The organism is Kluyvera cryocrescens NBRC 102467, from assembly GCF_001571285.1.
GTDB classification, from domain to species: domain Bacteria; phylum Pseudomonadota; class Gammaproteobacteria; order Enterobacterales; family Enterobacteriaceae; genus Kluyvera; species Kluyvera cryocrescens.
In genome coordinates, this window is the sequence record NZ_BCTM01000019.1 from 56,603 (window position 1) to 79,852 (window position 23,250).

A 23,250-nucleotide genomic window follows, 5' to 3' on the forward strand; every position below is an offset into this window, starting at 1 on the left:
AAAAACTTTAAAAAAAATGAACTTCTGGAAAATGGTGTTTCACTACACCGATAGACTATTTTTCGCGACGCGAATTATCAATCCTTTTCCGCAACAAGAGTGCAGGATTATGACAAAGCGCACATATTTGGTTTCAATGTGTAACTGAGTGCGTTGTTAACATTTTTCTCTCCAACCCTTGCAGGGTCAGGGCCAAATGTTAATGAGACCGTTTACATCATATTTGCGGGACGAAACGACGAGCGTCGCCAGAGAGTATGAGAAGTAAAATTATCGTATTAATTCGCTACGCGAATCTACAAACGTAAAACAGGGCATGAATGGATATAAAAAAACGCCGCAATCGCGGCGTTTTTTAGGCGTGCTATGACCGTTTAGCCAACCCAGGTATCACGTAAACCGACGGTGCGGTTAAATACCAGCTTGTCTGCGGTGCTGTAGCGGCTGTCCAGGCAGAAGTAACCCTCACGCTCGAACTGATACGCTTTGCTGGCCTCAGCGGCCTGCAGAGATGGCTCACCGTAGCCCTGAGTGATCACCAGTGATTCTGGATTCATCACCGACAGGAAGTCTTCCTCTGCCCCCGGGTTAGGTACGCTGAACAGACGATCGTACAGACGGATTTCAATCGGCAGCGCATGCGCAGCGCTTACCCAATGGATCACACCCTTCACTTTACGGCCATCGGCAGGATCTTTACTCAGAGTGTCGGCATCGTAAGTACAGAAGATAGTGGTGATATTGCCTTCAGCATCCTTCTCCACGCGCTCTGCCTTCACTACGTAGGCATTACGCAGGCGAACTTCTTTACCCATCACCAGACGTTTGTACTGTTTGTTCGCTTCTTCGCGGAAATCCGCGCGATCAATCCAGATTTCTGCGCTAAACGGCACTTCACGGCTACCCATCTCCGGTTTGTTCGGATGATTAGGCATAGAGACCATTTCGCTTTCGCCCTGCGGGTAGTTTTCGATAACCAGTTTCACCGGGTCGATAACCGCCATCGCGCGCGGTGCGTTTTCGTTCAGGTCTTCACGAATACAGGATTCCAGAGACGCCATCTCAATGGTGTTATCCTGTTTGGTCACGCCGATACGTTTGCAGAATTCACGGATAGCGGCCGCGGTATACCCACGACGACGCAGACCGGAAATAGTCGGCATACGAGGGTCATCCCAACCTTCAACGTGCTTCTCGGTCACCAGTTGGTTCAGCTTACGCTTGGACATCACGGTGTATTCCAGATTCAGGCGCGAGAATTCGTACTGGCGCGGGTGAACCGGAATAGTGATGTTGTCGAGAACCCAGTCATACAGACGACGGTTGTCCTGGAATTCCAGAGTACACAGAGAGTGCGTAATCCCTTCCAGCGCATCGCTGATGCAGTGGGTAAAGTCGTACATCGGGTAGATGCACCACTTGTTACCGGTCTGGTGGTGTTCGGCGAACTTAATACGGTAGAGCACCGGATCGCGCATGACAACGAACGATGATGCCATGTCAATTTTAGCGCGCAGACAGGCTTTGCCCTCTTCGAAGCCACCGGTACGCATTTTTTCAAACAGCGCCAGGTTCTCTTCAACGCTGCGATCGCGGTATGGGCTATTTTTACCCGGCGCAGTCAGCGAACCACGATACTCACGGATCTGTTCTGGCGTCAGCTCATCGACGTACGCCAGACCTTTATTGATAAGTTCAACCGCATAGGCATGCAGCTGATCGAAGTAATCAGAGGAGTAGCGGACGTTGCCAGACCAGTGAAAACCTAACCACTCGACGTCATTTTTGATGGACTCAACGTATTCGATATCTTCTTTTACCGGGTTGGTATCATCGAAACGCAGGTTGCACTGGCCCTGATAGTCTTGCGCAATGCCAAAGTTCAGGCAGATAGATTTCGCATGGCCGATGTGCAGATAGCCATTAGGCTCTGGCGGAAAACGAGTATGCACCGTGTTGTGCTTACCGGTAGCCAGATCTTCGTCAATGATCTGACGAATAAAGTTAGTCGGGCGGGCTTCAGCCTCACTCATCGTAGATTCCTCAAAGCGTAAACAACGTATAACGGCATATGATCTTATAAGCCGGACGGACTGACAACCTTTAGTTACGCAAAAAACGTCGCAAACGAAAATATTGGGGCAGATTGCTGTAAAAAAAAGCGGCGGAGGATTTCCCCCCGCCGCTTAAGGCATTAATCAACTTTACTCAGGAGCGATTATTTACCTTTAATCTCATACAGTGGCGTTTGACCCGCAACCACGTGACCTTCGGCTTTAATAACCAGCGCGCCGAAATCATCGCTGTTACTGCAAACAACCGGGCTAATCATTGAGCGCGCATTCGCGTTGAGGAACTCCAGATCCATTTCCAGGATTGGCTGGCCTGCAACCACTTCAGCACCCTCTTCAACCAGACGTTTGAAGCCTTTACCTTCCAGCGCAACGGTATCGATACCCATATGGACAACGATCTCCGCGCCTTTGTCCGTTTCCAGGCAGAACGCGTGGTTGGTGTTAAAGATTTTCACGATAGTGCCCGCTGCCGGTGACACGACGGTTTTATCCGTTGGTTTCACCGCTACGCCATCGCCTACCGCTTTGCTCGCGAACGCTTCGTCAGGAACCTGTTCCAGAGCCACAATGTCACCGGTAATTGGTGATACCAGCGTTTCAATGGTCGCCGCGTTAGCCACTGCCTGCGGTTTTACCGCGGCGGTCGCTGCTGCGGGTGCGCTTTCTGCCGCTGCTGCTGCAACCGGACCACGTGCAACCACTTTCTTCATCGCGTCGCCGATAGATTCAGCTTTCGCGCCAACGATGACCTGAATGGTCTGTTTGTTCAGTTTCACCACACCGGAAGCACCCAGACGTTTGCACATCGCATCGCTCACCTTGGCGGAATCCCCCACGGTCAGACGCAGACGGGTAATACAAGCATCGATCGCTTTCAGGTTGTCAGTACCGCCAACCGCTGCAATGTAGCTGGTTGCCAGTTGATTCAGACCTTCTTCGGTGTTGCTGTTTGCTTCTTCAGTAACAACGTTGTCGTCTTTGTCTTCGCGGCCAGGCGTTTTGAGGTTAAACATGCGAATAACCACGCTGAACAGCACGAAGTAGATAACGAAGAACACCAGACCCATCACCACCAGCATCCAGACGTTCTTACTTGCTGCCGGCAGGCTGTACATCAACACGTAGTCGATAGCACCTGCGGAGAAGGAGAAGCCTGCGTGGATACCCAGCAGCGTCGCGATAAACAGGCTTACGCCGGTCAGAATCGCGTGCAGGAGATACAGCAGCGGAGCCAGGAACATGAACAGGAATTCCAGCGGCTCGGTAACACCGGTCAGGAACGCGGTAACCGCAACGGACAGCAGCATACCGCCAACCATTGGACGACGCTCTTTTGGTGCCGCGAAGTACATCGCCAGCGCCGCACCCGGCAGACCAAACATCATGATTGGGAAGAAGCCGGACATGAACATACCCGCAGTGCCGTCACCCGCATAGAAGCGGTTGATGTCACCGTGGAACACTGCGCCAGCGGCGTTGGTGAACTCACCAATCTGGAACCAGGCGATGGTATTCAGCACCTGATGCAGACCGGTTGGGATCAGCAGACGGTTGATGAAACCAAAGATACCGGAACCCAGCGCGCCTGCGCCAACGATCCATTCACCACCGGCATGGATTGCGTTCTGCACCGGTGGCCACACGTAGCCGAAGATAGCAGCCAGCACCAGACAGAAGAAGCCAGTGGCGATCGGTACGAAGCGTTTGCCGCCGAAGAAGCTCAGGAAGTCAGGCAGTTTGATACCCGCCCAACGGTTATACGCGGCACCACCGACCAGACCGGTAATGATACCCGCCAGTACACCCATGTTAATTGCTGGGTTGATGGTTACCATGGCTTTCGTCAGGACGAAATAACCCACGGCACCCGCCAATGCTGCCGAACCCGCGTTGTCTTTCGACCAGCTGGATGCCACACCGATGGCGAAAATCAGCGCCAGGTTATCAAAGATTGATCCACCCGCTTGCGCGATGAATGCAACGTTCAGTAAGTCTGGCTGACCAAATCGCAGCAACAGCGCCGCCACCGGCAGCACGGCGATAGGGAGCTGTAACGCCCTACCTAGTCGCTGGAAAAAACCTAAAATATTCATCTTATTCCCCCTACGAGACCCCGATACGGCTCATTTAAGCCATTTTTTTATTTTACAAAAAGCATGACATTGCGATGTCTTGTAAACTGCATTCACAACTCTTATGGATTGTGAGTGTGTGGAAGTTTAATTCGTATCGCAAATTAAACACGTGTTTTTTGTGACTATAGTCACCAAATATTGTCAACACCACTCCCTTTCACTGGCTAACTATGAAAACTTATTTTATCATTCAAAAAATCAAAACGGATCGCTCCCTGTCGATGTAAACAGGTTACGCTTAGAGCATGCACGGAGATGCCATCCGCCAACTTCTTACATTTTACATACTGAGGTGAAGAATGAGACTGATTCCTCTCGTTAACGCTGAGCAAGTCGGCAAATGGGCTGCTCGCCACATCGTTAACCGTATCAACGCATTTAAACCTACCGCGGACAGTCCGTTCGTGCTGGGCCTGCCAACCGGCGGTACTCCGCTGGCGACCTATAAAGTCTTAGTTGAAATGCATAAAGCGGGCCAGGTTAGTTTCCAGCACGTTGTCACTTTCAATATGGATGAATACGTTGGCCTGCCAAAAGAGCATCCGGAAAGCTATCACAGCTTCATGCACCGTAACTTCTTCGATCATATCGATATTCCTGCAGAAAACATCAACCTGTTGAACGGCAACGCGCCGGATGTGGATGCAGAATGCCGTCGTTATGAAGAAAAAATCCGTTCCTACGGCAAAATTCATCTGTTCATGGGTGGCGTGGGCAATGATGGTCATATCGCGTTTAACGAACCGGCCTCTTCCCTCTCTTCCCGTACCCGTATCAAAACCTTGACGCACGAAACCCGCGTCGCCAACTCCCGCTTCTTTGACGGCGACGTGGCAATGGTACCAAAATATGCGCTGACCGTAGGCGTAGGTACGCTGCTGGACGCGGAAGAAGTGATGATTCTGGTTCAGGGCGCGCCGAAAGCGCTGGCTCTGCAGCAGGCGGTTGAGGGTAACGTTAACCACATGTGGACCATTACCTGTCTGCAGCTGCATCCTAAATCACTGATCGTCTGCGATGAACCTTCCACCATGGAGTTGAAGGTCAAGACCCTGAAGTATTTCAACGAGCTCGAAGCGGAAAATATCAAAGGTCTGTAATGTCTTACCGTCCCGCGCCTCGCCGCGGGACAACATTTTTGAACACCGGGGGTCGTAATGTATGCATTAACCCATGGCCGGATTTATACCGGCCACGAAATTCTGGATGACCATGCGATTATCGTCGCCAATGGCCTTATTGAACGTATTTGCCCACTGGCTGATGTACCAGCGAACGTCGAACAGCGTTCCGTTAATGGCGCCATACTCGCCCCTGGCTTTATCGACGTTCAGCTTAACGGCTGCGGCGGCGTACAGTTCAACGATACCGCCGAAGCAGTAACCGTTGAAACGCTGGAAATCATGCAGAAAGCCAACGAGAAATCGGGCTGCACCAACTTCCTGCCAACCCTCATCACCACCTGTGACGACCTGATGAAACAGGGCGTTCGCGTGATGCGTGAATATCTGGCTAAACACCCTAATCAGGCGCTCGGTCTGCACCTTGAAGGCCCGTGGCTGAACATCGTGAAAAAAGGGACGCACAACCCAAGCTTCGTGCGTAAACCTGACGCTGAACTGGTGCAATTCCTCTGTGATAACGCCGACGTAATCACTAAAGTCACCCTGGCACCAGAGATGGTCGATCCAGCGGTCATTACCCAACTGGCTAACGCTGGCATCGTAGTTTCTGCCGGCCACTCCAACGCCACGGCGAAAGAGGCACGTATCGGTTTCCGCGCGGGCATCTCTTTTGCGACGCACCTGTTCAACGCCATGCCGTATATGTCGGGTCGCGAACCGGGTCTGACCGGCGCTATCCTTGATGCGAACGAAATCTACTGCGGCATCATCGCCGACGGCCTGCACGTTGACTACATCAATATCCGTAACGCCAAGCGCCTAAAAGGCGATAAGCTGTGTCTGGTCACCGATGCGACGGCCCCAGCAGGTGCCAATATTGAGCAGTTCATTTTTGCTGGTAAAACAATATACTACCGTAATGGACTCTGTGTTGATGAAAATGGGACACTGAGCGGTTCGTCCCTGACCATGATTGAAGGGGTTCGTAACCTGGTTAATCACGCCAACATTGCGCTCGACGAAGTGCTGCGTATGGCGACCCTCTACCCTGCTCGCGCGATTGGCGTTGATAAGCACCTGGGTAGCATCGCACCGGGCAAAGTGGCGAACCTCACTGCGTTCACCCACGACTTTAAAATCATCAAGACCATCGTTAATGGCAACGAGGTCGTCACTGAGTAAGAGAAAGTATGACATCAGGCGGACAAGCTCAAATTGGTAATGTTGACCTCGTAAAACAGTTAAACAGCGCGGCCGTTTACCGCCTGATTGACCAGCATGGGCCAATCTCGCGGATTCAGATTGCCGAGCAAAGCCAGCTTGCGCCCGCCAGCGTGACCAAAATCACGCGTCAGCTTATTGAGCGCGGATTGATCAAAGAAGTCGATCAACAGGCCTCCACCGGGGGCCGCCGCGCTATCTCAATCATCACCGAAACGCGCAATTTCCACGCTATCGGCGTGCGTCTTGGCCGTCATGACACCACCCTCACGCTGTACGATTTGAGCAGCAAAGCGGTGGCTGAAGAGCACTACCCGCTACCTGAGCGAACTCAGGAGACGCTGGAACACGCCCTGCTCAACACCATTGCCACGTTTATTGAATCGTGCCAGCGAAAAATCCGCGAACTTATCGCAATCTCAGTGATTCTGCCGGGTCTTGTCGATCCGGAAAGCGGTGTGATCCGCTATATGCCACATATTCCGGTAGAAAACTGGCGTCTGGTTGAAGCGCTGGAAAAACGCTTTAAGGTGACCTGTTTTGTCGGCCATGACATCCGTAGCCTGGCGCTGGCGGAGCACTACTTTGGGGCAAGCCACGATTGTGAAGACTCCATTTTGGTGCGCGTACACCGCGGCACAGGCGCGGGGATCATCTCCAACGGCCGTATTTTTATCGGCCGCAACGGCAACGTCGGCGAAATTGGCCATATCCAGGTTGATCCGCTCGGCGAGCGCTGCCACTGCGGTAACTTTGGCTGTTTAGAAACCGTCGCCGCTAACGCCGCCATTGAGCAGCGCGTTCGCCACCTGTTGGAGCAGGGCTATCAGAGCCGACTGACGCTCGACGATTGCCATATCAAGACCATCTGCAAGGCCGCCAATAAAGGCGATCCGCTGGCGACCGAGGTGATTGAGCATGTGGGCCGTCATCTGGGAAAAACTATCGCTATCGCCATTAACCTGTTCAACCCGCAGAAAGTGGTCATTGCCGGAGAAATCATCGAGGCCGATCGCGTGCTGCTGCCGGCAATTGAAGGCTGCATTAACACTCAGGTTTTGAAGGCGTTCCGTAAAAATCTACCGGTAGTGCGCTCAACCCTCGACCACCGCTCGGCGATTGGTGCTTTTGCGCTGGTTAAACGCGCGATGCTTAACGGCTCGCTGCTCCAGCATTTGCTGGAAGGTTAGTCGTAAGAGGTAATGCTGAGGATAACGTGTATAATTACGCCTCTTTAAGAACAAACGCCAGGTAGTCCATGACCATTCAGAATGTAATCTGTGATATTGACGGCGTGCTAATGCACGACAACGTCGCCGTGCCGGGCGCGGCAGAATTCGTCGCACGCGTGCTGGATAAAGGCATGCCGTTTGTCTGTCTGACCAACTACCCTTCGCAGACAGGCCAGGATTTGGCGAACCGCTTCGCCACTGCAGGTATCGATGTTCCGGACAGCGTTTTTTACACTTCCGCCATGGCAACCGCTGATTTTCTGCGTCGTCAGGAAGGCAAAAAGGCCTACGTTGTTGGCGAAGGCGCGCTGATCCATGAACTGTATAAAGCCGGGTTCACCATTACCGATGTTAACCCAGACTTCGTTATCGTCGGCGAAACCCGCTCCTTTAACTGGGATATGATGCACAAGGCCGCATTCTTCGTGGCCAACGGTGCACGCTTCATCGCCACCAACCCTGACACCCATGGCCGTGGATATTACCCGGCGTGTGGCGCACTTTGCGCCGGCATCGAAAAAATCTCCGGGCGTAAGCCGTTTGTCGTGGGCAAGCCAAGCCCGTGGATCATCCGCGCTGCGCTGAACAAAATGCAGGCGCATTCTGAGCAAACGGTGATTGTAGGCGATAATCTTCGCACTGATATACTGGCCGGCTTCCAGGCAGGGCTGGAAACCATTCTGGTTCTCTCCGGCGTTTCCACCGTCGACGACATCGACAATATGCCGTTCAGACCCTCGTGGATTTACCCATCGGTCGCCGAAATCGATATCATCTAATTCCCCCTGCTGCTGTCACTCACAGCAGCAATACCGATGCCTGCCCGGGCATCGGCCTGATTGACCTCAGCCGCTCTTCCTGCGATTTTCCCAGTTTTGTTCGCTGTCACCGGCCTCACTCCGCCATGCTTGAGCGATTTCGCTATCCACTCATTGGCTCAAAAAGATAATCGTTAAAAAAATCACGCCAAAAATGATAATTCATCAATAATAGCGAGAATGATGTACGTATTTTTTAGTATTCATTAAGCCCTATTGCATTATTTCTTTCAGGGTCCGAAAAAGCCTTGCACCCATCGTCCCTTTGCGGCATTTTTTAGTCATGCAAAGGCACCGCGTTAGCGCAGGGCCGCACAATAAAACAGCACAACACCACAGGGTTAACGGAGAAGTCTATGTGTTCTATTTTCGGTGTACTGGATATTAAAACTGACGCGGGCGAGCTGCGTAAAAAAGCGCTGGAGCTCTCCCGCCTGATGCGCCACCGTGGCCCAGACTGGTCCGGTATCTACGCTTGCGATAAAGCCATTCTTGCGCATGAACGCCTGTCGATTGTTGACGTCAATGCCGGTGCCCAGCCGCTGTATAACGAAAAGAAAACGCACGCCCTGGCAGTCAACGGTGAAATTTACAACCATCAAGCGCTGCGCGCAGAATACGCCGATCGCTACCAGTTCCAGACCGGCTCTGATTGTGAAGTGATCCTCGCGCTGTACCAGGAAAAAGGCCCTGATTTCCTCGACGAACTGGAAGGGATGTTTGCCTTCGCCCTGTATGATAGTGAAAAAGACGCTTACCTGATTGGCCGTGACCATATCGGTATTATTCCGCTGTACATGGGCCATGATGAGTTCGGCAACTTCTACGTTGCGTCCGAAATGAAAGCGCTGACCCCAGTCTGCCGCACCATTCAGGAATTCCCGGCAGGTAGCTATCTGTGGAGCAAAGACGGTGAGATTCGTCAGTATTATCAGCGCGATTGGTTCGACTATGACGCGGTGAAAGACAACGTTACCGATAAAAACGAACTGCGTCAGGCGCTGGAAGAGTCCGTAAAAAGCCACCTGATGTCCGACGTGCCTTACGGCGTACTGCTGTCCGGCGGCCTGGACTCTTCGGTTATCTCGGCGATCACCAAGAAATTCGCGGCCCGTCGCGTGGAAGATCAGGAACGTTCAGAAGCCTGGTGGCCGCAGCTACACTCCTTCGCCGTGGGGCTGGAGGGGTCTCCTGACCTGAAAGCGGCGCAGGAAGTCGCAAACCACCTTGGCACCGTGCACCATGAAATTCACTTCACCGTGCAGGAAGGTCTGGATGCAATCCGCGACGTTATCTATCACATTGAAACCTATGATGTGACCACCATCCGCGCCTCGACGCCGATGTATTTGATGTCGCGTAAAATTAAAGCGATGGGCATCAAGATGGTGCTGTCCGGTGAAGGGTCTGACGAAGTGTTTGGCGGCTACCTGTACTTCCATAAAGCGCCAAACGCCAAAGAGCTGCACGAAGAGACCGTACGTAAGCTGCAGGCGCTGCACATGTACGACTGCGCACGCGCAAACAAAGCAATGTCGGCCTGGGGTGTGGAAGCACGCGTGCCGTTCCTGGATAAGAAATTCCTCGACGTGGCAATGCGCATTAACCCGCAGGATAAAATGTGCGGCAACGGCAAAATGGAAAAACACGTGCTGCGTGAATGTTTCGAATCCTATCTGCCGGCAAGCGTGGCGTGGCGCCAGAAAGAGCAGTTCTCTGATGGTGTCGGCTATAGCTGGATTGATACGCTGAAAGAAGTGGCGGCTAAACAGGTTACTGACCAACAGCTGGAAACCGCGCACTTCCGCTTCCAGTACAACACGCCAACCTCGAAAGAAGGCTATCTGTACCGCGAAATCTTTGAAGAACTGTTCCCGGTCCCTAGCGCGGCTGAATGTGTCCCTGGTGGTCCATCCGTCGCGTGCTCTTCAGCGAAAGCCATTGAGTGGGATGAAGCGTTCAAAACCATGGACGACCCATCAGGCCGTGCGGTAGGCGTGCACCAGTCTGCATATCAGTAAGCGTGATGACTAAATAGAAAAGCCCCTGATGGAGACATCAGGGGCTTTTGTTTTTTGCCGAGGGTTTGGCTCCAGGTCTACCCCTCACGCCCTTTTTTCGCCGCCAGAGAACGCAGCAGCACCCCAAGCGTTGTGCCGTTATGCAGCATCGCACTCGCGCCCGGAGACAGCCAGCCCAGCGCAGCCGCCAGCATAATGGCGCTATTGACCCACTCGGTCAGCTTGATGTTGCTGTTCACCAGCTTCATCGCCTCGGTGGAGAGCTGTCGGGCGGCGATCACGCCGTGCAGGTTATCCTGCAACAGCACCGCATCCGCCGCCTGCTGCGCCAGCTCGGTACTTTGGTTCATCGCCAGGCCAACATCTGCCTGAGTCAGCACCGGCGCATCATTAATGCCGTCGCCGACAAACAGGACTTTATGTCCCGCCGCCTGCAGCGCCTGCACCACCTCAACTTTGCTTTCCGGCGTCGCTTCAGCAACGTAGCGGTCGATACCTACACGCTCTGCCAGCTGGCAGGCTTTCTCTGCCCGATCGCCGGTCAACAGAACGACCTGACGGATCCCCGATGCTTTCAGTTGAGCGATCACCTCAGAGGCTTCATCGCGCAGATGATCCTGCAGACCAATCATCCCCACCAATTGATCGTCGAAGCCGATAAACAGCAGGTGGCGCCCCTTCGCTTCCAGCTCACTGATCTCATCCTCATACGGCGAGAAATCGATGTCGTAGTGGCAATCGAGGAAGTGCCGGCTGCCAATCACCATCTGATGATCTTCCAGCGCACACAGCAGGCCATGAGCAATCACGTACTCCACTTCGCCATGCGGAATATGCGGCAGCTCGTGGTGTTCTGCCGCCGCCACTACCGCATGGGCCAGCGGATGGTTGCTGTGCTCTTCCACCGAAGCGGCGATAGCCAACAGACGCTTAGCCTGCACCAGCCGATCGTTAAAGCTGATGACATCCGTCACCTGCATCTGGTCGTGGGTCAGGGTTCCCGTTTTATCGAACACCACCGTGTCAACGTCCGCCAGCTTCTCAATCGCCCTGCCGCCTTTCAGCAACAGACCGCTCTGCGCGGCACGATACATAATCGATTTAAAGGCAATGGGCGTACTTAGCTTCAGCGCGCAGGAGTAGTCGACGAGGAAAACCGACGCCAGACGCTCCCAACTGCGGGTCATCGCAAACACGGCAGCCCCCACCCCCAGCGTGATTGCCACGCGGCGATCGGCCATTTGCTGCGTGACCTGCTGCGTTTCGCTACGCTGGGTCAGGGAGTCGCGGATAAAACGACGAATATGCGCGGTTGAAGAAGATTCCCCAACCTGCTCGGCGGTTATCGCCACATTCCCTTCCTGGATTTGCGTTCCCGCATACACCCACGAACCCGCTTCGCGACGCACCGGAACGCTTTCACCTGTCATCGACGCTTGGTTAACCTGAGCCACGCCGCGCAGTACGGTACCGTCAGCCGGAATATTATCACCCGGGCCAAGCAGCATCACATCGCCGGCCACCAGCTCACTGCTGCTGATTTCGACGCTTTCCCCTGCCCGCTCTACCCACACCGGATGTTCACGCGGCTGCATGAGATCCGCCAGCAGCGCATCGGAATGACGGCTGGTCTCCTGCTCCATATATTCGCCAAGCGTCAACAGCGATTGGGTCAACATGGCGGTACGGTTATCCCCGCGCAGCATCGACAGGCTGAGCGCCAGCGCATCCAGCACTTCGACCTTAAGCTTGCCCTCGCTGAGAGTATGCGCCCCTTCGAGGATAGTCGGTGCCGTTAGCAGTGCTGCAGGCAAACGCGCCCAACGCTCGGGTAAAACCTGCGTCAGCGCCAGACCGGCAAGATTGAGCAGGTTGTCGCCGCCGCAGTATTCGGTTTCAAACTCGATGTCGTCCGCCGTTTGCCAATCAAGCGTACTTACGGCCGCCACGATATCCGCAAGCGAAGTCCGTGCACGATCCCATTCGATCACCGCACTGCGTGCTGAAGGACGAAGGCGTACGCCGCTGACGCCCGGGAACGAAAGGATCTGTTGTTTCAGCCAGCCTGCGGCATCAGGGTACTCCGCCAACGCAGATATCCGCAGACGCACACGCCCAGGGATCTGGTGAACGATAACCACCGATTCGCCTACAGCACTCACGCGATATCATCCTTATTCTGGCTGCGGTAATAGTCGACTTCAGCCTGCAGATCCGCCACACGCTCTTTCAACTCTTCCATCTCGCCCCGCACGGTTCCCCACGCTTTACTCGCCGTATTGGTAATCCCCTGCTGGACGTTACGATTGGTCAATAAATAGGTGATAGCCGCACCTGCAAGCAGGCCGGTGATCAGATGCGTACGGCTATTATTGGCGACCGGCGCTTGTACCGGCATCGCCGCCGGGTTGACTTCCCACATCCCGGTGTACGGGTTGTACAGATATTCAGGCTGATTCATTGTTTCCTCGCTTAGCTATCGCATCCATAAGATAAAGAGAAGCGGCCCCCACCCCGATAATGGTCAGGACAGACTCCAGCGGGCGCGCTTTATGGGTGTCCGCAATTGCCATAACCGCGCCGCTTATCAGGCTGGCTTTTGCCGTCTCCTTCATGACTGCGCAAGCCGCTTCGTTCAGCGTCTGTTCACTTTGCTGGTAGCGCTGCCATTCTCGCAGGCAGGCCGCGCTTCCGCCGACAAGCGCACCGGCAACGGCGGCGCGGCTTACCCGGCTATTTCTGTCACGGCTGTTGTTCATCCGCTACGCCCTCGTCGTCAAATGGCATGGCGGAAGGCTGACGATGACGCTCAACGGATTCCTGGAAACCGTCTTTACCCGCCTTCATGGTGTCGCGGAAGATAGCTGCGCTTGAGGTGGCTGTCTCTTTAATGGCTTCAGAACCATTTTTCACGCCATCTTTTACTTTGCTGGAGCCCGCTTTGAGCATGTCACCCGCCCCAGCCAGCGTCTGCATTAACATGCCGCGCACGGAATCGTTGGTCAGCAGCAGCGTGACGGCCGCGCCGACCATTGCCCCTTTCCAGAACTCTTTATCGTCCATCCCCACGGTACTGATGATGTTCTTCAGCAGGCCCGCCTGATCGCCCATCGCACCGTCAACCACGTGCTGAGCATATTGACTCCAGTCAACCCCAGGCGCTGCGGCATGATGATGCTGATGATGTGGATGATGAGGCTGAGCGAACTGCGGTGGCACCGCACCCTGCGGGAAGCCCATTGGAGGGAACCCCATTGCCATTTGCGGCGGCATCTGCATTTGTGGCTGAGGTGGCACCTGTGGCTGGGCCGGCATCTGTCCATTCTGTGGCCAGGCCATACCCTGTGGCATTGGTGGGTACGGATACCATGGGTAGCCATAGGGTGGATAGTAACCTGCTGGTGGTACCTGCTGTGCGTTGCTGTCATTAGTGCTCATGATGACAATCCTTATTCATTTAATGGGAAGGAGCGAGAATGGCGGCAAGTTGCTCTAGCGCTTGCTGCGCCTGCTCGCCGTCATGACCAAACAGTTGATTTAAAATCTGCGGGCGAATGGCCGCCGCATCGTACTCAAGGACGATGGAGCCGGTATCGCTATTGACCTGATAACGCCGGAGGTGCCCTTCAGGGTGGCAATAGGCATCAAGCTGTTTCAGCTTGCCCTGACTCAGGCTGGCAATCAGCTTGTTAGAAAAACGCAGGCGTAAACGCCCGGGTATATGGTGTGCCACTTCAACAAAGCGGCGCAGCGTCAGTAAGTCGCCAAAGGATTCGGCAGGCATATCAGTTAATACCCAGATATTTATTGGTGACATTAATCAAATCACAGATGTAGAGCACCAGACAGCGCTAATCCACCTTCTTTTGCGGTGTGTCAAAAGCCAATGCGCGATTCTTTTTTGCGCTGCGTGCGGTGAGCGCTGGACATGGGTGTAATGCAAATATAAATTACTCTCATTACTACTACATAAGTAAAATGAGGCGGCTATGACTCCTTACCTGCACCAGACTCCCAATCGCATTCGCATCCGCTCAAGCTGGATCCAGCGTCATCCGCAAGAGGTTTCGCGCCTCATTGAGACGCTGCGCGCCCGCGAGGGGATCCACGAAATCGTGCACCGTTTATATGCCGGTTCGGTGGCGATCAACTTTGACTCCTCGCGCGTTTCATCGAGCGAACTGCTGACGCAGCTTGAACAAGCGCAGTGGCTCAGCAGCCAGAAGGATAAAAGTTATATAGAGAACACATTACGCGTTGGTGCCGGTCATTTATTGAAAACGCTGGCTTTTGGTGCATTAAAGCGTACAGTCGGTGGCCCGGTCGTTTCTATCGTCAGCGTGTTGACCCGATAACCCTTGATAGAAGATGGGTACTTTAGCCGCACTGATTAACGGTAAATAACCAATAATTGCCGATTATTGCGCCATGCTGTTCGCAACCTAACCAAACAGTCACATTCCAGTGAATTTCATTGAAAAAGGTGTTGACGGTATTGGGCTCAATACGCATAATGCGCCCCGCAACGCCGATAAGGTAACGCGAAAAAAAAGATGGCTACGTAGCTCAGTTGGTTAGAGCACATCACTCATAATGATGGGGTCACAGGTTCGAATCCCGTCGTAGCCACCATCTTTTTTTGCGGGAGTGGCGAAATTGGTAGACGCACCAGATTTAGGTTCTGGCGCCGCAAGGTGTGCGAGTTCAAGTCTCGCCTCCCGCACCATTCACCCGTAAGCGTTGCACGGATGGGGTATCGCCAAGCGGTAAGGCACCGGTTTTTGATACCGGCATTCCCTGGTTCGAATCCAGGTACCCCAGCCATATTTCTTCGATATTTGCGGATTGCCGCGACGGTATTGGGGTATCGCCAAGCGGTAAGGCACCGGTTTTTGATACCGGCATTCCCTGGTTCGAATCCAGGTACCCCAGCCATCGAAGAATATGTTAGTATCGGCTACGTAGCTCAGTTGGTTAGAGCACATCACTCATAATGATGGGGTCACAGGTTCGAATCCCGTCGTAGCCACCAAATTCAGAATTTCTCGATTGAATCGTTAAATTCGAAAAAAAATTGTTGGGGTATCGCCAAGCGGTAAGGCTCTGGTTTCTGATACCAGCATTCCGAGGTTCGAATCCTCGTACCCCAGCCATTTTCAAAAAGTCGTTCACTCTGTGGACGCACCCGTTGGGGTATCGCCAAGCGGTAAGGCTCTGGTTTCTGATACCAGCATTCCGAGGTTCGAATCCTCGTACCCCAGCCATTTTCGAAAAGCTCGCTCCGGCGAGCTTTTTTTGTTTTTGTCCCTGCCGAAATAAAGGCGCCCGTTTTTCTCAGCAACCGAATCCCACATTCCCGGGGTCGCAGCGCTCGCCCGGGATCGATTTGGCTTTACACCCCTAACGCATACTTCAACGCCTGACGCTTCAACGCGCCTGCGCGCTGCGCGGCCATCAGACCGACGTTACGCAGCACGCGTAACGGTGCCAGATCGTTACTGAACCCGGCATAGAAGAGATCCATCCCGCTTTGCATCAGTAAATTATCTGCCCGACGGCGAGCCTGATAGCGCTGTAGCACCGGCAGACTCGCCCAGTGTTCACCCACACTGCGCGCGCTGGCCAACACGTCCCACAGCGCATCAACGTCGCGATAGCCCAGGTTCACCCCTTGTCCTGCCAACGGATGAATGGTGTGTGCGGCATCACCGACCAGCGCCAATCCAGGCTGCACGTACTGCTGCGCATGTCGGCGCGTTAACGGGAAGGCGCCAGCCGCAACCGGCGTAACCTCACCTAACCGCGCGGGGAAATGGGCGGCAATCTCTCGCTGCAGCTGCGGCATCGTCAGTGACTGGAGCTGGCGAATTCGGGCCGGCGTGTCATACCAGACCAGCGATGCCCAGTTTTCAAACAGCGGCAGAAAAGCGCGCGGGCCGGTTGGCGAAAACTGCTGCCAGGTGCTGTCGCCAGGTTCGTTTTCGGACTTGACGGTTATCAACATACAGGATTGTGGATACTGCCAACCGTGGGTGCCAATCCCCGCCTGCTGTCGTATCTGCGACATCGCCCCATCCGCCCCCACCACCAGCTTCGCGTGAATTTCACTGGCGTTAGTCAGTCGCAGAATCTGCCCTTCGCCCTGCGAATGCATTTTCTCAAGGGATGTGCCCTGCAAAAGTGTTACCTGAGGATGCGCCTCCAGCGCCTGCCACAGTGCCAGCTGCAGCACATTGTTTTCAACCATATAGCCCAGATTTGGCAGCTTCAGCTCGCTGGCATCAAACACCACGTGTGCATTCTGCCACTCCCAGGTTTCCAGACGACGCCAAGGATGAGCTCGCATGGCCAGCACCGCATCCCAAACGCCCAGACTGCGTAATAAGGCGACGGAAGAGGCGCTGATGGCCGAAATCCGCACATCAGGCTGCGAAGTGGAGTCAAAGGCCGGCGGCGGGCTTTTCTCCAGCACCGTGACCGCAAATCCATTCTGCGCCAGCCCTAACGCTAGCGCCCCACCGACCATTCCGCCGCCAACGACGGCAACATCTGCGTGAAGAATTGTCATCATCTAGTATCCTTAAACCTGAATCCCTCAAGTTTACCGGACTTTTCCGGACTTGAGGCGAATAACCGTCACTCTGGTCACAACCTCACCAAAGCATTACAATACGCGCCCTGCAATGTTGGCGAATAATAAATAAGCAAGAGCAAGTCGATGACAAAAAAACTCCATATTAAAACCTGGGGCTGTCAGATGAACGAATACGATTCATCCAAGATGGCCGATCTGCTGGATGCCACCCACGGCTATCAGCTGACTGAAAATGCCGATGAAGCCGACGTGCTGCTGCTGAACACCTGCTCGATTCGCGAGAAGGCGCAGGAAAAAGTATTCCACCAGCTCGGGCGCTGGAAGCTCATTAAGGCGAAAAGACCGGATGTCATCATCGGCATCGGCGGCTGCGTGGCTTCGCAGGAAGGCAAACTTATCCGCCAGCGCGCCCATTACGTAGACATCATTTTTGGCCCACAAACCCTGCACCGCCTGCCGGAAATGATCGACTCCATTCGGGGCATGCGCGATCGCCGTAAGCCCATCATCGACGTCAGCTTCCCGGAAATCGAAAAATTCGATCGCCTGCCTGAGCCAAAGGCCGATGGCCCGACCGCATTCGTTTCAATCATGGAAGGCTGCAATAAGTACTGTACCTACTGCGTCGTGCCGTACACCCGTGGTGAAGAAGTGAGCCGTCCCTGCGACGATATCCTGTTTGAAATCGCTCAACTGGCGGCTCAGGGCGTGCGTGAAGTGAACCTGCTTGGGCAGAACGTCAACGCCTGGCGTGGTGAAAACTACGACGGTACCACCGGTTCATTTGCCGAGCTGCTGCGTTTAGTCGCCGCGATTGACGGTATTGACCGCGTGCGTTTCACCACCAGCCATCCTATCGAGTTTACTGACGATATTATTGAGGTGTATCGCGACACGCCGGAACTGGTCAGCTTCCTGCACCTGCCGATTCAAAGCGGCTCTGACCGCGTCCTGAATATGATGGGCCGTACGCATACCGCGCTGGAATATAAATCGATTATCCGCAAACTGCGTGAAGCGCGCCCGGACATTCAGATTAGCTCTGACTTTATTGTCGGCTTCCCGGGTGAAACCAGCCAGGACTTTGAGCAGACCATGAAGCTGATTGGTGAAATCAACTTTGATGTGAGCTTTAGCTTTATCTTCTCAGCTCGCCCGGGAACGCCGGCGGCCGACATGATTGATGACGTGCCGGAAGAAGAGAAAAAACAGCGTCTGTATATCCTGCAGGATCGCATCAACCAACAGGTTATGGCCTGGAGCCGTCGTATGCTTGGTACCGTCCAGCGTATTTTAGTGGAAGGTACTTCGCGTAAAAACATCATGGAGCTAACTGGCCGCACGGAGAATAACCGCGTGGTTAACTTCGAAGGCACGCCGGATATGATCGGTAAATTCGTCGATGTGGAAATCGTTGATGTTTATACCAACTCCGTGCGCGGTAAGCTGGTGCGTACCGAAGAGGAAATGGGTCTGCGCGTGGTGGAGTCACCGGAGTCGGTGATTGCCCGTACCCGTAAAGAAAGCGACCTTGGCGTCGGGATTTATCAGCCTTAATCTTCATGGCCCGTCAGCTCTGGCGGGCCTTGTATTTCCTCCTGACATCCCCATATTTGTTGCAATGCTTGCGCCTTTTTACATCGGCGTGAATAATTCCTTTATCAGCCGGTAACCGTTTGTCTTCCGGCAACTCATGCATAAGAGGAACAGTTTGAACATAGACACTCGCGAAATTACCCTGGAGCCAGTCGACAATGCCCGTCTGCTGAGCCTGTGTGGCCCGTTTGATGACAATATCAAACAACTGGAGCGACGACTGGGCATCGAAATCAACCGCCGCGATAACCATTTCAAACTGACGGGACGCGCTATTTGCGTGACCGCCGCTGCCGATATTCTGCGCAGCCTGTATGTTGATACCGCCCCAATGCGCGGCCAGATTCAGGACATTGAGCCTGAGCAGATTCATCTGGCTATCAAAGAAGCGCGCGTGCTGGAACAGAGCGCGGAAAGCGTGCCGGAATACGGCAAGGCCATCAATATCAAAACCAAGCGTGGTGTTATCAAGCCGCGTACGCCAAACCAGGCGCAGTATATTGCGCATATTCTTGACCACGACATCACCTTCGGCGTGGGTCCTGCGGGTACCGGTAAAACTTACCTTGCGGTGGCCGCCGCGGTCGATGCCCTGGAACGCCAGGAGATTCGCCGTATTCTGCTGACACGTCCGGCGGTTGAAGCCGGCGAAAAGCTTGGCTTCCTGCCAGGCGATCTCAGCCAGAAGGTTGACCCGTATCTGCGCCCGCTGTATGACGCCCTGTTCGAAATGCTTGGCTTTGAAAAAGTAGAAAAGCTGATGGAACGCAACGTCATTGAAGTGGCTCCGCTGGCCTACATGCGTGGTCGTACGCTGAACGATGCGTTTATCATTCTTGATGAGAGTCAGAACACCACCATCGAGCAGATGAAAATGTTCCTGACGCGTATTGGCTTTAACTCGAAAGCAGTGATTACCGGTGACATCACCCAGATCGACCTGCCGCGCAGCACCAAGTCCGGCCTCCGCCACGCCATTGAAGTGCTGGCTGAAGTTGATGAAATTAGCTTTAACTTCTTCCACAGCGAAGACGTGGTGCGCCACCCGGTAGTTGCCCGTATCGTTAACGCCTACGAGGCGTGGGAAGAAGCCGATCAAAAACGTAAAGCCGAGCAGGCCGCGGAACGTAAACGCGAAGCTCAGGTGCAGGAGCAGAAATGAGTCAGGTGATCCTCGATCTCCAGTTGGCCTGTGAAGACAACACCGGTCTGCCAGAAGAAAGTCAGTTCCAGAAATGGCTTGATGCCGTGGTTCCACAGTTCCAGGAAGAGTCAGAAGTCACCATTCGCCTGGTTGATACGGCAGAAAGCCACGAGCTGAACCTCACCTACCGCGGTAAGGATAAACCCACCAACGTGCTGTCGTTCCCGTTCGAAGCCCCCCCGGGTATCGAACTGCCGCTGCTAGGCGATCTGATCATCTGCCGCCAGGTGGTTGAACAAGAAGCCGCCGAGCAGGGTAAGCCGCTGGAAGCCCACTGGGCGCATATGGTTGTCCACGGCAGCCTGCATTTGCTGGGCTATGACCATATCGAAGATGAAGAAGCAGAAGAGATGGAAAGCCTCGAGACAGAGATAATGCTTGCTCTGGGCTATGAGGATCCGTACATTTCCGAGAAAGAATAAAGCATCGGGCTGCGGCCCGATTCTTTTACATGCCGTCCGGCGCTGAATTTACGCGCGACGAGCGACAGTTAACCCAACATGAGAACCCAAACGACGCCATGAGCGACGACAATTCACACAGTAGTGACACAGTAAACAGCAAAAAGGGATTCTTCTCCCTCTTACTCAGCCAGCTTTTCCACGGTGAACCGAAAAACCGTGACGATCTCCTGGCGCTGATCCGTGATTCCGGGCAGAACGAGCTTATCGATGAAGATACGCGCGATATGCTTGAAGGGGTAATGGATATTGCCGACCAGCGCGTCCGCGATATTATGATCCCACGCTCTCAAATGATCACCCTGAAACGCAACCAGACCCTGGACGAATGTCTCGATGTCATCATTGAGTCCGCCCACTCACGTTTCCCGGTTATCAGCGAGGACAAAGATCACATTGAAGGGATTCTGATGGCGAAAGACCTGCTGCCGTTTATGCGCAGCGATTCCGAAGCCTTCAGCATGGATAAAGTGTTACGCACCGCGGTTGTCGTACCGGAAAGCAAACGGGTTGACCGAATGCTCAAGGAATTCCGCTCCCAGCGCTACCATATGGCCATCGTTATCGATGAATTTGGCGGCGTTTCTGGTCTGGTGACGATTGAAGATATTCTTGAACTTATCGTCGGGGAAATTGAAGACGAGTATGACGAAGAGGACGATATCGACTTCCGTCAGCTCAGCCGTCATACCTGGACGGTACGCGCGCTGGCATCAATTGAAGACTTCAACGAAGCGTTCAGTACCCACTTCAGCGATGAAGAGGTCGATACCATTGGCGGACTGGTGATGCAGGCCTTTGGTCATCTGCCCGCGCGCGGTGAGACCATCGACATTGATGGTTACCAGTTTAAGGTAGCCATGGCGGATAGCCGTCGTATTATTCAGGTTCACGTTAAAATCCCGGACGATTCCCCACAACCGAAACTGGATGAATAATCTCCATGGCATTTGCCTCACTGCTTGAACGCCAGCGCATTCGTCTGCTGCTGGCGCTACTTTTCGGAGCCAGCGGTACGCTGGCTTTTTCTCCTTATGACATCTGGCCGGCGGCGATAGTCTCGCTGTTAGGTTTGCAGGCGCTGACGCTTAACCGTCGCCCGGTTCAGGCCGCCGCGATTGGCTACGCCTGGGGCTTTGGCCTATTCGGCAGCGGCATCAACTGGGTTTACGTCAGTATCGCGCAGTTTGGCGGTATGCCGGGCCCGATCAACGTCTTCCTCGTCGTCCTGCTGGCTGCTTATCTTTCGCTGTATACCGGTCTGTTCGCGGGGATTTTGTCGCGCCTGTGGCCGAAAACCAACTGGCTGCGCGTGGCGATTGCCGCTCCCGTCGTCTGGCAGCTCACCGAGTTTCTGCGCGGCTGGGTGCTTACCGGCTTCCCTTGGCTGCAGTTTGGCTACAGCCAGATTGATGGCCCGCTACAAGGGCTGGCGCCGGTCATGGGCGTTGGCGCGATTAACTTCCTACTGATGGCCGTAAGTGGCCTGCTGGCGCTGGCGCTGGTAACCCGTAACTGGCGACCATTGGTGGTTGCCGTGGTGCTGTTTGCCCTCCCCTTCCCGCTGCGCTATATCCAGTGGTATACCCTGCAGACCGATAAAACCACCCAGGTTTCCATGGTGCAAGGCGACATTCCGCAGGCGCTTAAGTGGGATGAAAATCAGCTACTCAATACGCTTAAAGTCTATCTTGACGCCACCGAACAGGTAATGGGCAAGTCCGATCTCATCATCTGGCCCGAGTCGGCGATTCCCGACCTGGAAATCAACCAGCAGCGCTTCCTTAGCATGATGGACGATCTGCTGCGGGCCAAAAACAGTACCCTGATTACCGGTATCGTCGATTCCCGTCTTAACAAGCAGAACCGTTACGATACCTACAACACCATCATTGCGCTGGGCAAAGACAGCCCGTACAGCTATGAGTCTCAGAATCGCTACAACAAAAACCATCTGGTACCGTTTGGTGAATTTGTACCGCTGGAGTCGATTCTGCGCCCATTAGCGCCATTCTTTGACCTGCCCATGTCATCTTTCAGCCGCGGGCCTTACGTTCAGCCGCAGCTCAAGGCGCATAACCTTAAGCTAACCGCAGCCATCTGCTACGAGATTATCCTCGGCCAGCAGGTACGCGATAACTTCCGTCCGGACACGAACTTCCTGCTGACCATCTCTAACGATGCATGGTTTGGGAAGTCTATCGGTCCATGGCAGCATTTCCAGATGGCGCGTATGCGTGCGCTGGAATTAGCGCGTCCGCTGCTGCGTAGCACCAATAACGGCATCACCGCCGTGATTGGGCCGCGCGGCGAAATTCAGGCAATGATCCCGCAATTTACCCGCCAGGTGCTGACGGCGAAGGTGACACCAACCACCGGCTTAACGCCTTACGCACGTACCGGTGACTGGACGCTGTGGTTGATTACTGCCCTGTTCGGCTTTGGCGCGCTGGTGATGAGCCTACGTCAACGCCGCCGTTAATCACTTAACATCACGGGACTTGCCCGGCCGCATTCATTGACGTATGCGTCCGGGTAAGCCCCGCAGTCTGCTGGTTTTCCCCTCGCCCATTTTGCCATTCTGGCACGCCACTTGCTTAATATAATCAAGAGGCTGCATCTGACTTATTAGCGCAACCCGGTTGCACCACAAAAACACATCGGTAGCACCATAATCGTGCAAACGGTGTTTTTTGCCTCAAAGCGGTGCGGCGCACTTCGCAAAAATAAACAATAACGCAGCAAAATCTTTACATTAAGCCAAACTA

Annotated in this window: 19 protein-coding genes and 7 tRNA genes; 18 read left to right on the forward strand and 8 right to left on the reverse strand. The window is 54.0% G+C overall.

Annotation, left to right across the window (positions count from 1 at the left end):
- Window positions 1-374: 374 nt before the first annotated feature.
- Window positions 375-2,033, reverse strand: a complete 1,659-nt coding sequence (gene glnS / locus KCR01S_RS14715; RefSeq protein WP_061283440.1) for a glutamine--tRNA ligase — start codon at window positions 2,031-2,033, stop codon at window positions 375-377.
- A 185-nt stretch (window positions 2,034-2,218) separates the two neighbouring features.
- A complete protein-coding gene (gene nagE, locus KCR01S_RS14720) occupies window positions 2,219-4,168 on the reverse strand; it encodes a PTS N-acetyl glucosamine transporter subunit IIABC (RefSeq protein WP_061283441.1) in 1,950 nt (649 codons plus the stop codon).
- Window positions 4,169-4,509: 341 nt separating this feature from the next.
- Between nagE and nagB the strand changes: the two genes are divergently transcribed.
- The 5 genes from nagB to asnB all read left to right on the forward strand — a co-directional run bounded on the left by nagB (window position 4,510) and on the right by asnB (window position 10,626).
- The gene (nagB, locus tag KCR01S_RS14725; protein ID WP_061283442.1) at window positions 4,510-5,310 is read left to right on the forward strand and encodes a glucosamine-6-phosphate deaminase; all 801 of its coding nucleotides are present in this window, start codon (window positions 4,510-4,512) and stop codon (window positions 5,308-5,310) included.
- A gap of 57 nt (window positions 5,311-5,367) precedes the next feature.
- Window positions 5,368-6,516: an N-acetylglucosamine-6-phosphate deacetylase gene (nagA, locus tag KCR01S_RS14730; RefSeq protein WP_061283443.1), complete on the forward strand. Its 1,149-nt coding sequence runs from the start codon at window positions 5,368-5,370 to the stop codon at window positions 6,514-6,516.
- An 8-nt stretch (window positions 6,517-6,524) separates the two neighbouring features.
- A complete protein-coding gene (gene nagC / locus KCR01S_RS14735) occupies window positions 6,525-7,745 on the forward strand; it encodes a DNA-binding transcriptional regulator NagC (protein ID WP_052284825.1) in 1,221 nt (406 codons plus the stop codon).
- Between the two features lie 68 nt (window positions 7,746-7,813).
- A complete protein-coding gene (locus tag KCR01S_RS14740) occupies window positions 7,814-8,566 on the forward strand; it encodes an HAD-IIA family hydrolase (RefSeq protein ID WP_061283444.1) in 753 nt (250 codons plus the stop codon).
- A 395-nt stretch (window positions 8,567-8,961) separates the two neighbouring features.
- Entirely contained in the window at window positions 8,962-10,626 is a 1,665-nt protein-coding gene (asnB, locus tag KCR01S_RS14745; protein WP_061283445.1) for an asparagine synthase B, read from the forward strand.
- Window positions 10,627-10,703: 77 nt separating this feature from the next.
- Here asnB and KCR01S_RS14750 read toward each other — a convergent pair whose 3' ends face one another.
- The 5 genes from KCR01S_RS14750 to KCR01S_RS14770 are packed head-to-tail and all read right to left on the reverse strand — an operon-like array spanning window position 10,704 to window position 14,410.
- A complete protein-coding gene (locus tag KCR01S_RS14750) occupies window positions 10,704-12,788 on the reverse strand; it encodes a heavy metal translocating P-type ATPase (RefSeq protein WP_061283446.1) in 2,085 nt (694 codons plus the stop codon).
- Window positions 12,785-13,087 (reverse strand): YtxH domain-containing protein, encoded by a 303-nt coding sequence (locus tag KCR01S_RS14755; RefSeq protein WP_061283447.1) that lies wholly within the window; start codon window positions 13,085-13,087, stop codon window positions 12,785-12,787. The genes KCR01S_RS14750 and KCR01S_RS14755 overlap by 4 nt, the downstream gene beginning before the upstream one ends.
- On the reverse strand, window positions 13,074-13,385 hold the full coding sequence (locus tag KCR01S_RS14760) for a magnetosome protein MamC family protein (RefSeq protein WP_061283448.1): 312 nt from the start codon (window positions 13,383-13,385) through the stop codon (window positions 13,074-13,076). Before KCR01S_RS14760 ends, KCR01S_RS14755 begins: the two co-directional genes overlap by 14 nt.
- The gene (locus KCR01S_RS14765; protein WP_061283449.1) at window positions 13,369-14,064 is read right to left on the reverse strand and encodes a YtxH domain-containing protein; all 696 of its coding nucleotides are present in this window, start codon (window positions 14,062-14,064) and stop codon (window positions 13,369-13,371) included. The genes KCR01S_RS14760 and KCR01S_RS14765 overlap by 17 nt, the downstream gene beginning before the upstream one ends.
- Before the next feature lie 19 nt (window positions 14,065-14,083).
- Window positions 14,084-14,410: an HMA2 domain-containing protein gene (locus tag KCR01S_RS14770; RefSeq protein WP_061283450.1), complete on the reverse strand. Its 327-nt coding sequence runs from the start codon at window positions 14,408-14,410 to the stop codon at window positions 14,084-14,086.
- A gap of 205 nt (window positions 14,411-14,615) precedes the next feature.
- Between KCR01S_RS14770 and KCR01S_RS14775 the strand changes: the two genes are divergently transcribed.
- From KCR01S_RS14775 to KCR01S_RS14810, 8 genes are all read left to right on the forward strand, one after another.
- On the forward strand, window positions 14,616-14,981 hold the full coding sequence (locus tag KCR01S_RS14775; protein ID WP_061283451.1) for a hypothetical protein: 366 nt from the start codon (window positions 14,616-14,618) through the stop codon (window positions 14,979-14,981).
- A gap of 200 nt (window positions 14,982-15,181) precedes the next feature.
- A tRNA-Met gene (locus KCR01S_RS14780) sits at window positions 15,182-15,258 on the forward strand.
- A gap of 9 nt (window positions 15,259-15,267) precedes the next feature.
- A tRNA-Leu gene (locus KCR01S_RS14785) sits at window positions 15,268-15,352 on the forward strand.
- Window positions 15,353-15,375: 23 nt separating this feature from the next.
- Window positions 15,376-15,450, forward strand: a tRNA-Gln gene (locus tag KCR01S_RS14790).
- 36 nt (window positions 15,451-15,486) lie between these two features.
- Window positions 15,487-15,561, forward strand: a tRNA-Gln gene (locus KCR01S_RS14795).
- A 20-nt stretch (window positions 15,562-15,581) separates the two neighbouring features.
- Window positions 15,582-15,658 (forward strand) — tRNA-Met (locus KCR01S_RS14800).
- Window positions 15,659-15,704: 46 nt separating this feature from the next.
- Window positions 15,705-15,779 (forward strand) — tRNA-Gln (locus KCR01S_RS14805).
- Window positions 15,780-15,815: 36 nt separating this feature from the next.
- Window positions 15,816-15,890 (forward strand) — tRNA-Gln (locus KCR01S_RS14810).
- A 128-nt stretch (window positions 15,891-16,018) separates the two neighbouring features.
- On the opposite strand, the gene ubiF is transcribed toward KCR01S_RS14810, so the two are convergent.
- On the reverse strand, window positions 16,019-17,194 hold the full coding sequence (ubiF, locus tag KCR01S_RS14815; protein WP_061283486.1) for a 3-demethoxyubiquinol 3-hydroxylase: 1,176 nt from the start codon (window positions 17,192-17,194) through the stop codon (window positions 16,019-16,021).
- Window positions 17,195-17,344: 150 nt separating this feature from the next.
- Between ubiF and miaB the strand changes: the two genes are divergently transcribed.
- The 5 genes from miaB to lnt all read left to right on the forward strand — a co-directional run bounded on the left by miaB (window position 17,345) and on the right by lnt (window position 22,964).
- A complete protein-coding gene (gene miaB / locus KCR01S_RS14820) occupies window positions 17,345-18,778 on the forward strand; it encodes a tRNA (N6-isopentenyl adenosine(37)-C2)-methylthiotransferase MiaB (protein WP_061283452.1) in 1,434 nt (477 codons plus the stop codon).
- A gap of 154 nt (window positions 18,779-18,932) precedes the next feature.
- The gene (locus tag KCR01S_RS14825; RefSeq protein ID WP_061283453.1) at window positions 18,933-19,979 is read left to right on the forward strand and encodes a PhoH family protein; all 1,047 of its coding nucleotides are present in this window, start codon (window positions 18,933-18,935) and stop codon (window positions 19,977-19,979) included.
- Window positions 19,976-20,443, forward strand: a complete 468-nt coding sequence (ybeY, locus tag KCR01S_RS14830) for an rRNA maturation RNase YbeY (protein WP_061283454.1) — start codon at window positions 19,976-19,978, stop codon at window positions 20,441-20,443. The genes KCR01S_RS14825 and ybeY overlap by 4 nt, the downstream gene beginning before the upstream one ends.
- Window positions 20,444-20,541: 98 nt before the next feature.
- Complete coding sequence (gene corC, locus KCR01S_RS14835) at window positions 20,542-21,420, forward strand: CNNM family magnesium/cobalt transport protein CorC (RefSeq protein ID WP_052284875.1); 879 nt, start codon at window positions 20,542-20,544, stop codon at window positions 21,418-21,420.
- 5 nt (window positions 21,421-21,425) lie between these two features.
- Window positions 21,426-22,964 carry an apolipoprotein N-acyltransferase gene (gene lnt / locus KCR01S_RS14840; protein ID WP_061283455.1) on the forward strand — a complete coding sequence of 513 codons (1,539 nt, stop codon included), beginning with the start codon at window positions 21,426-21,428 and terminating at the stop codon, window positions 22,962-22,964.
- Window positions 22,965-23,250: the final 286 nt, after the last annotated feature.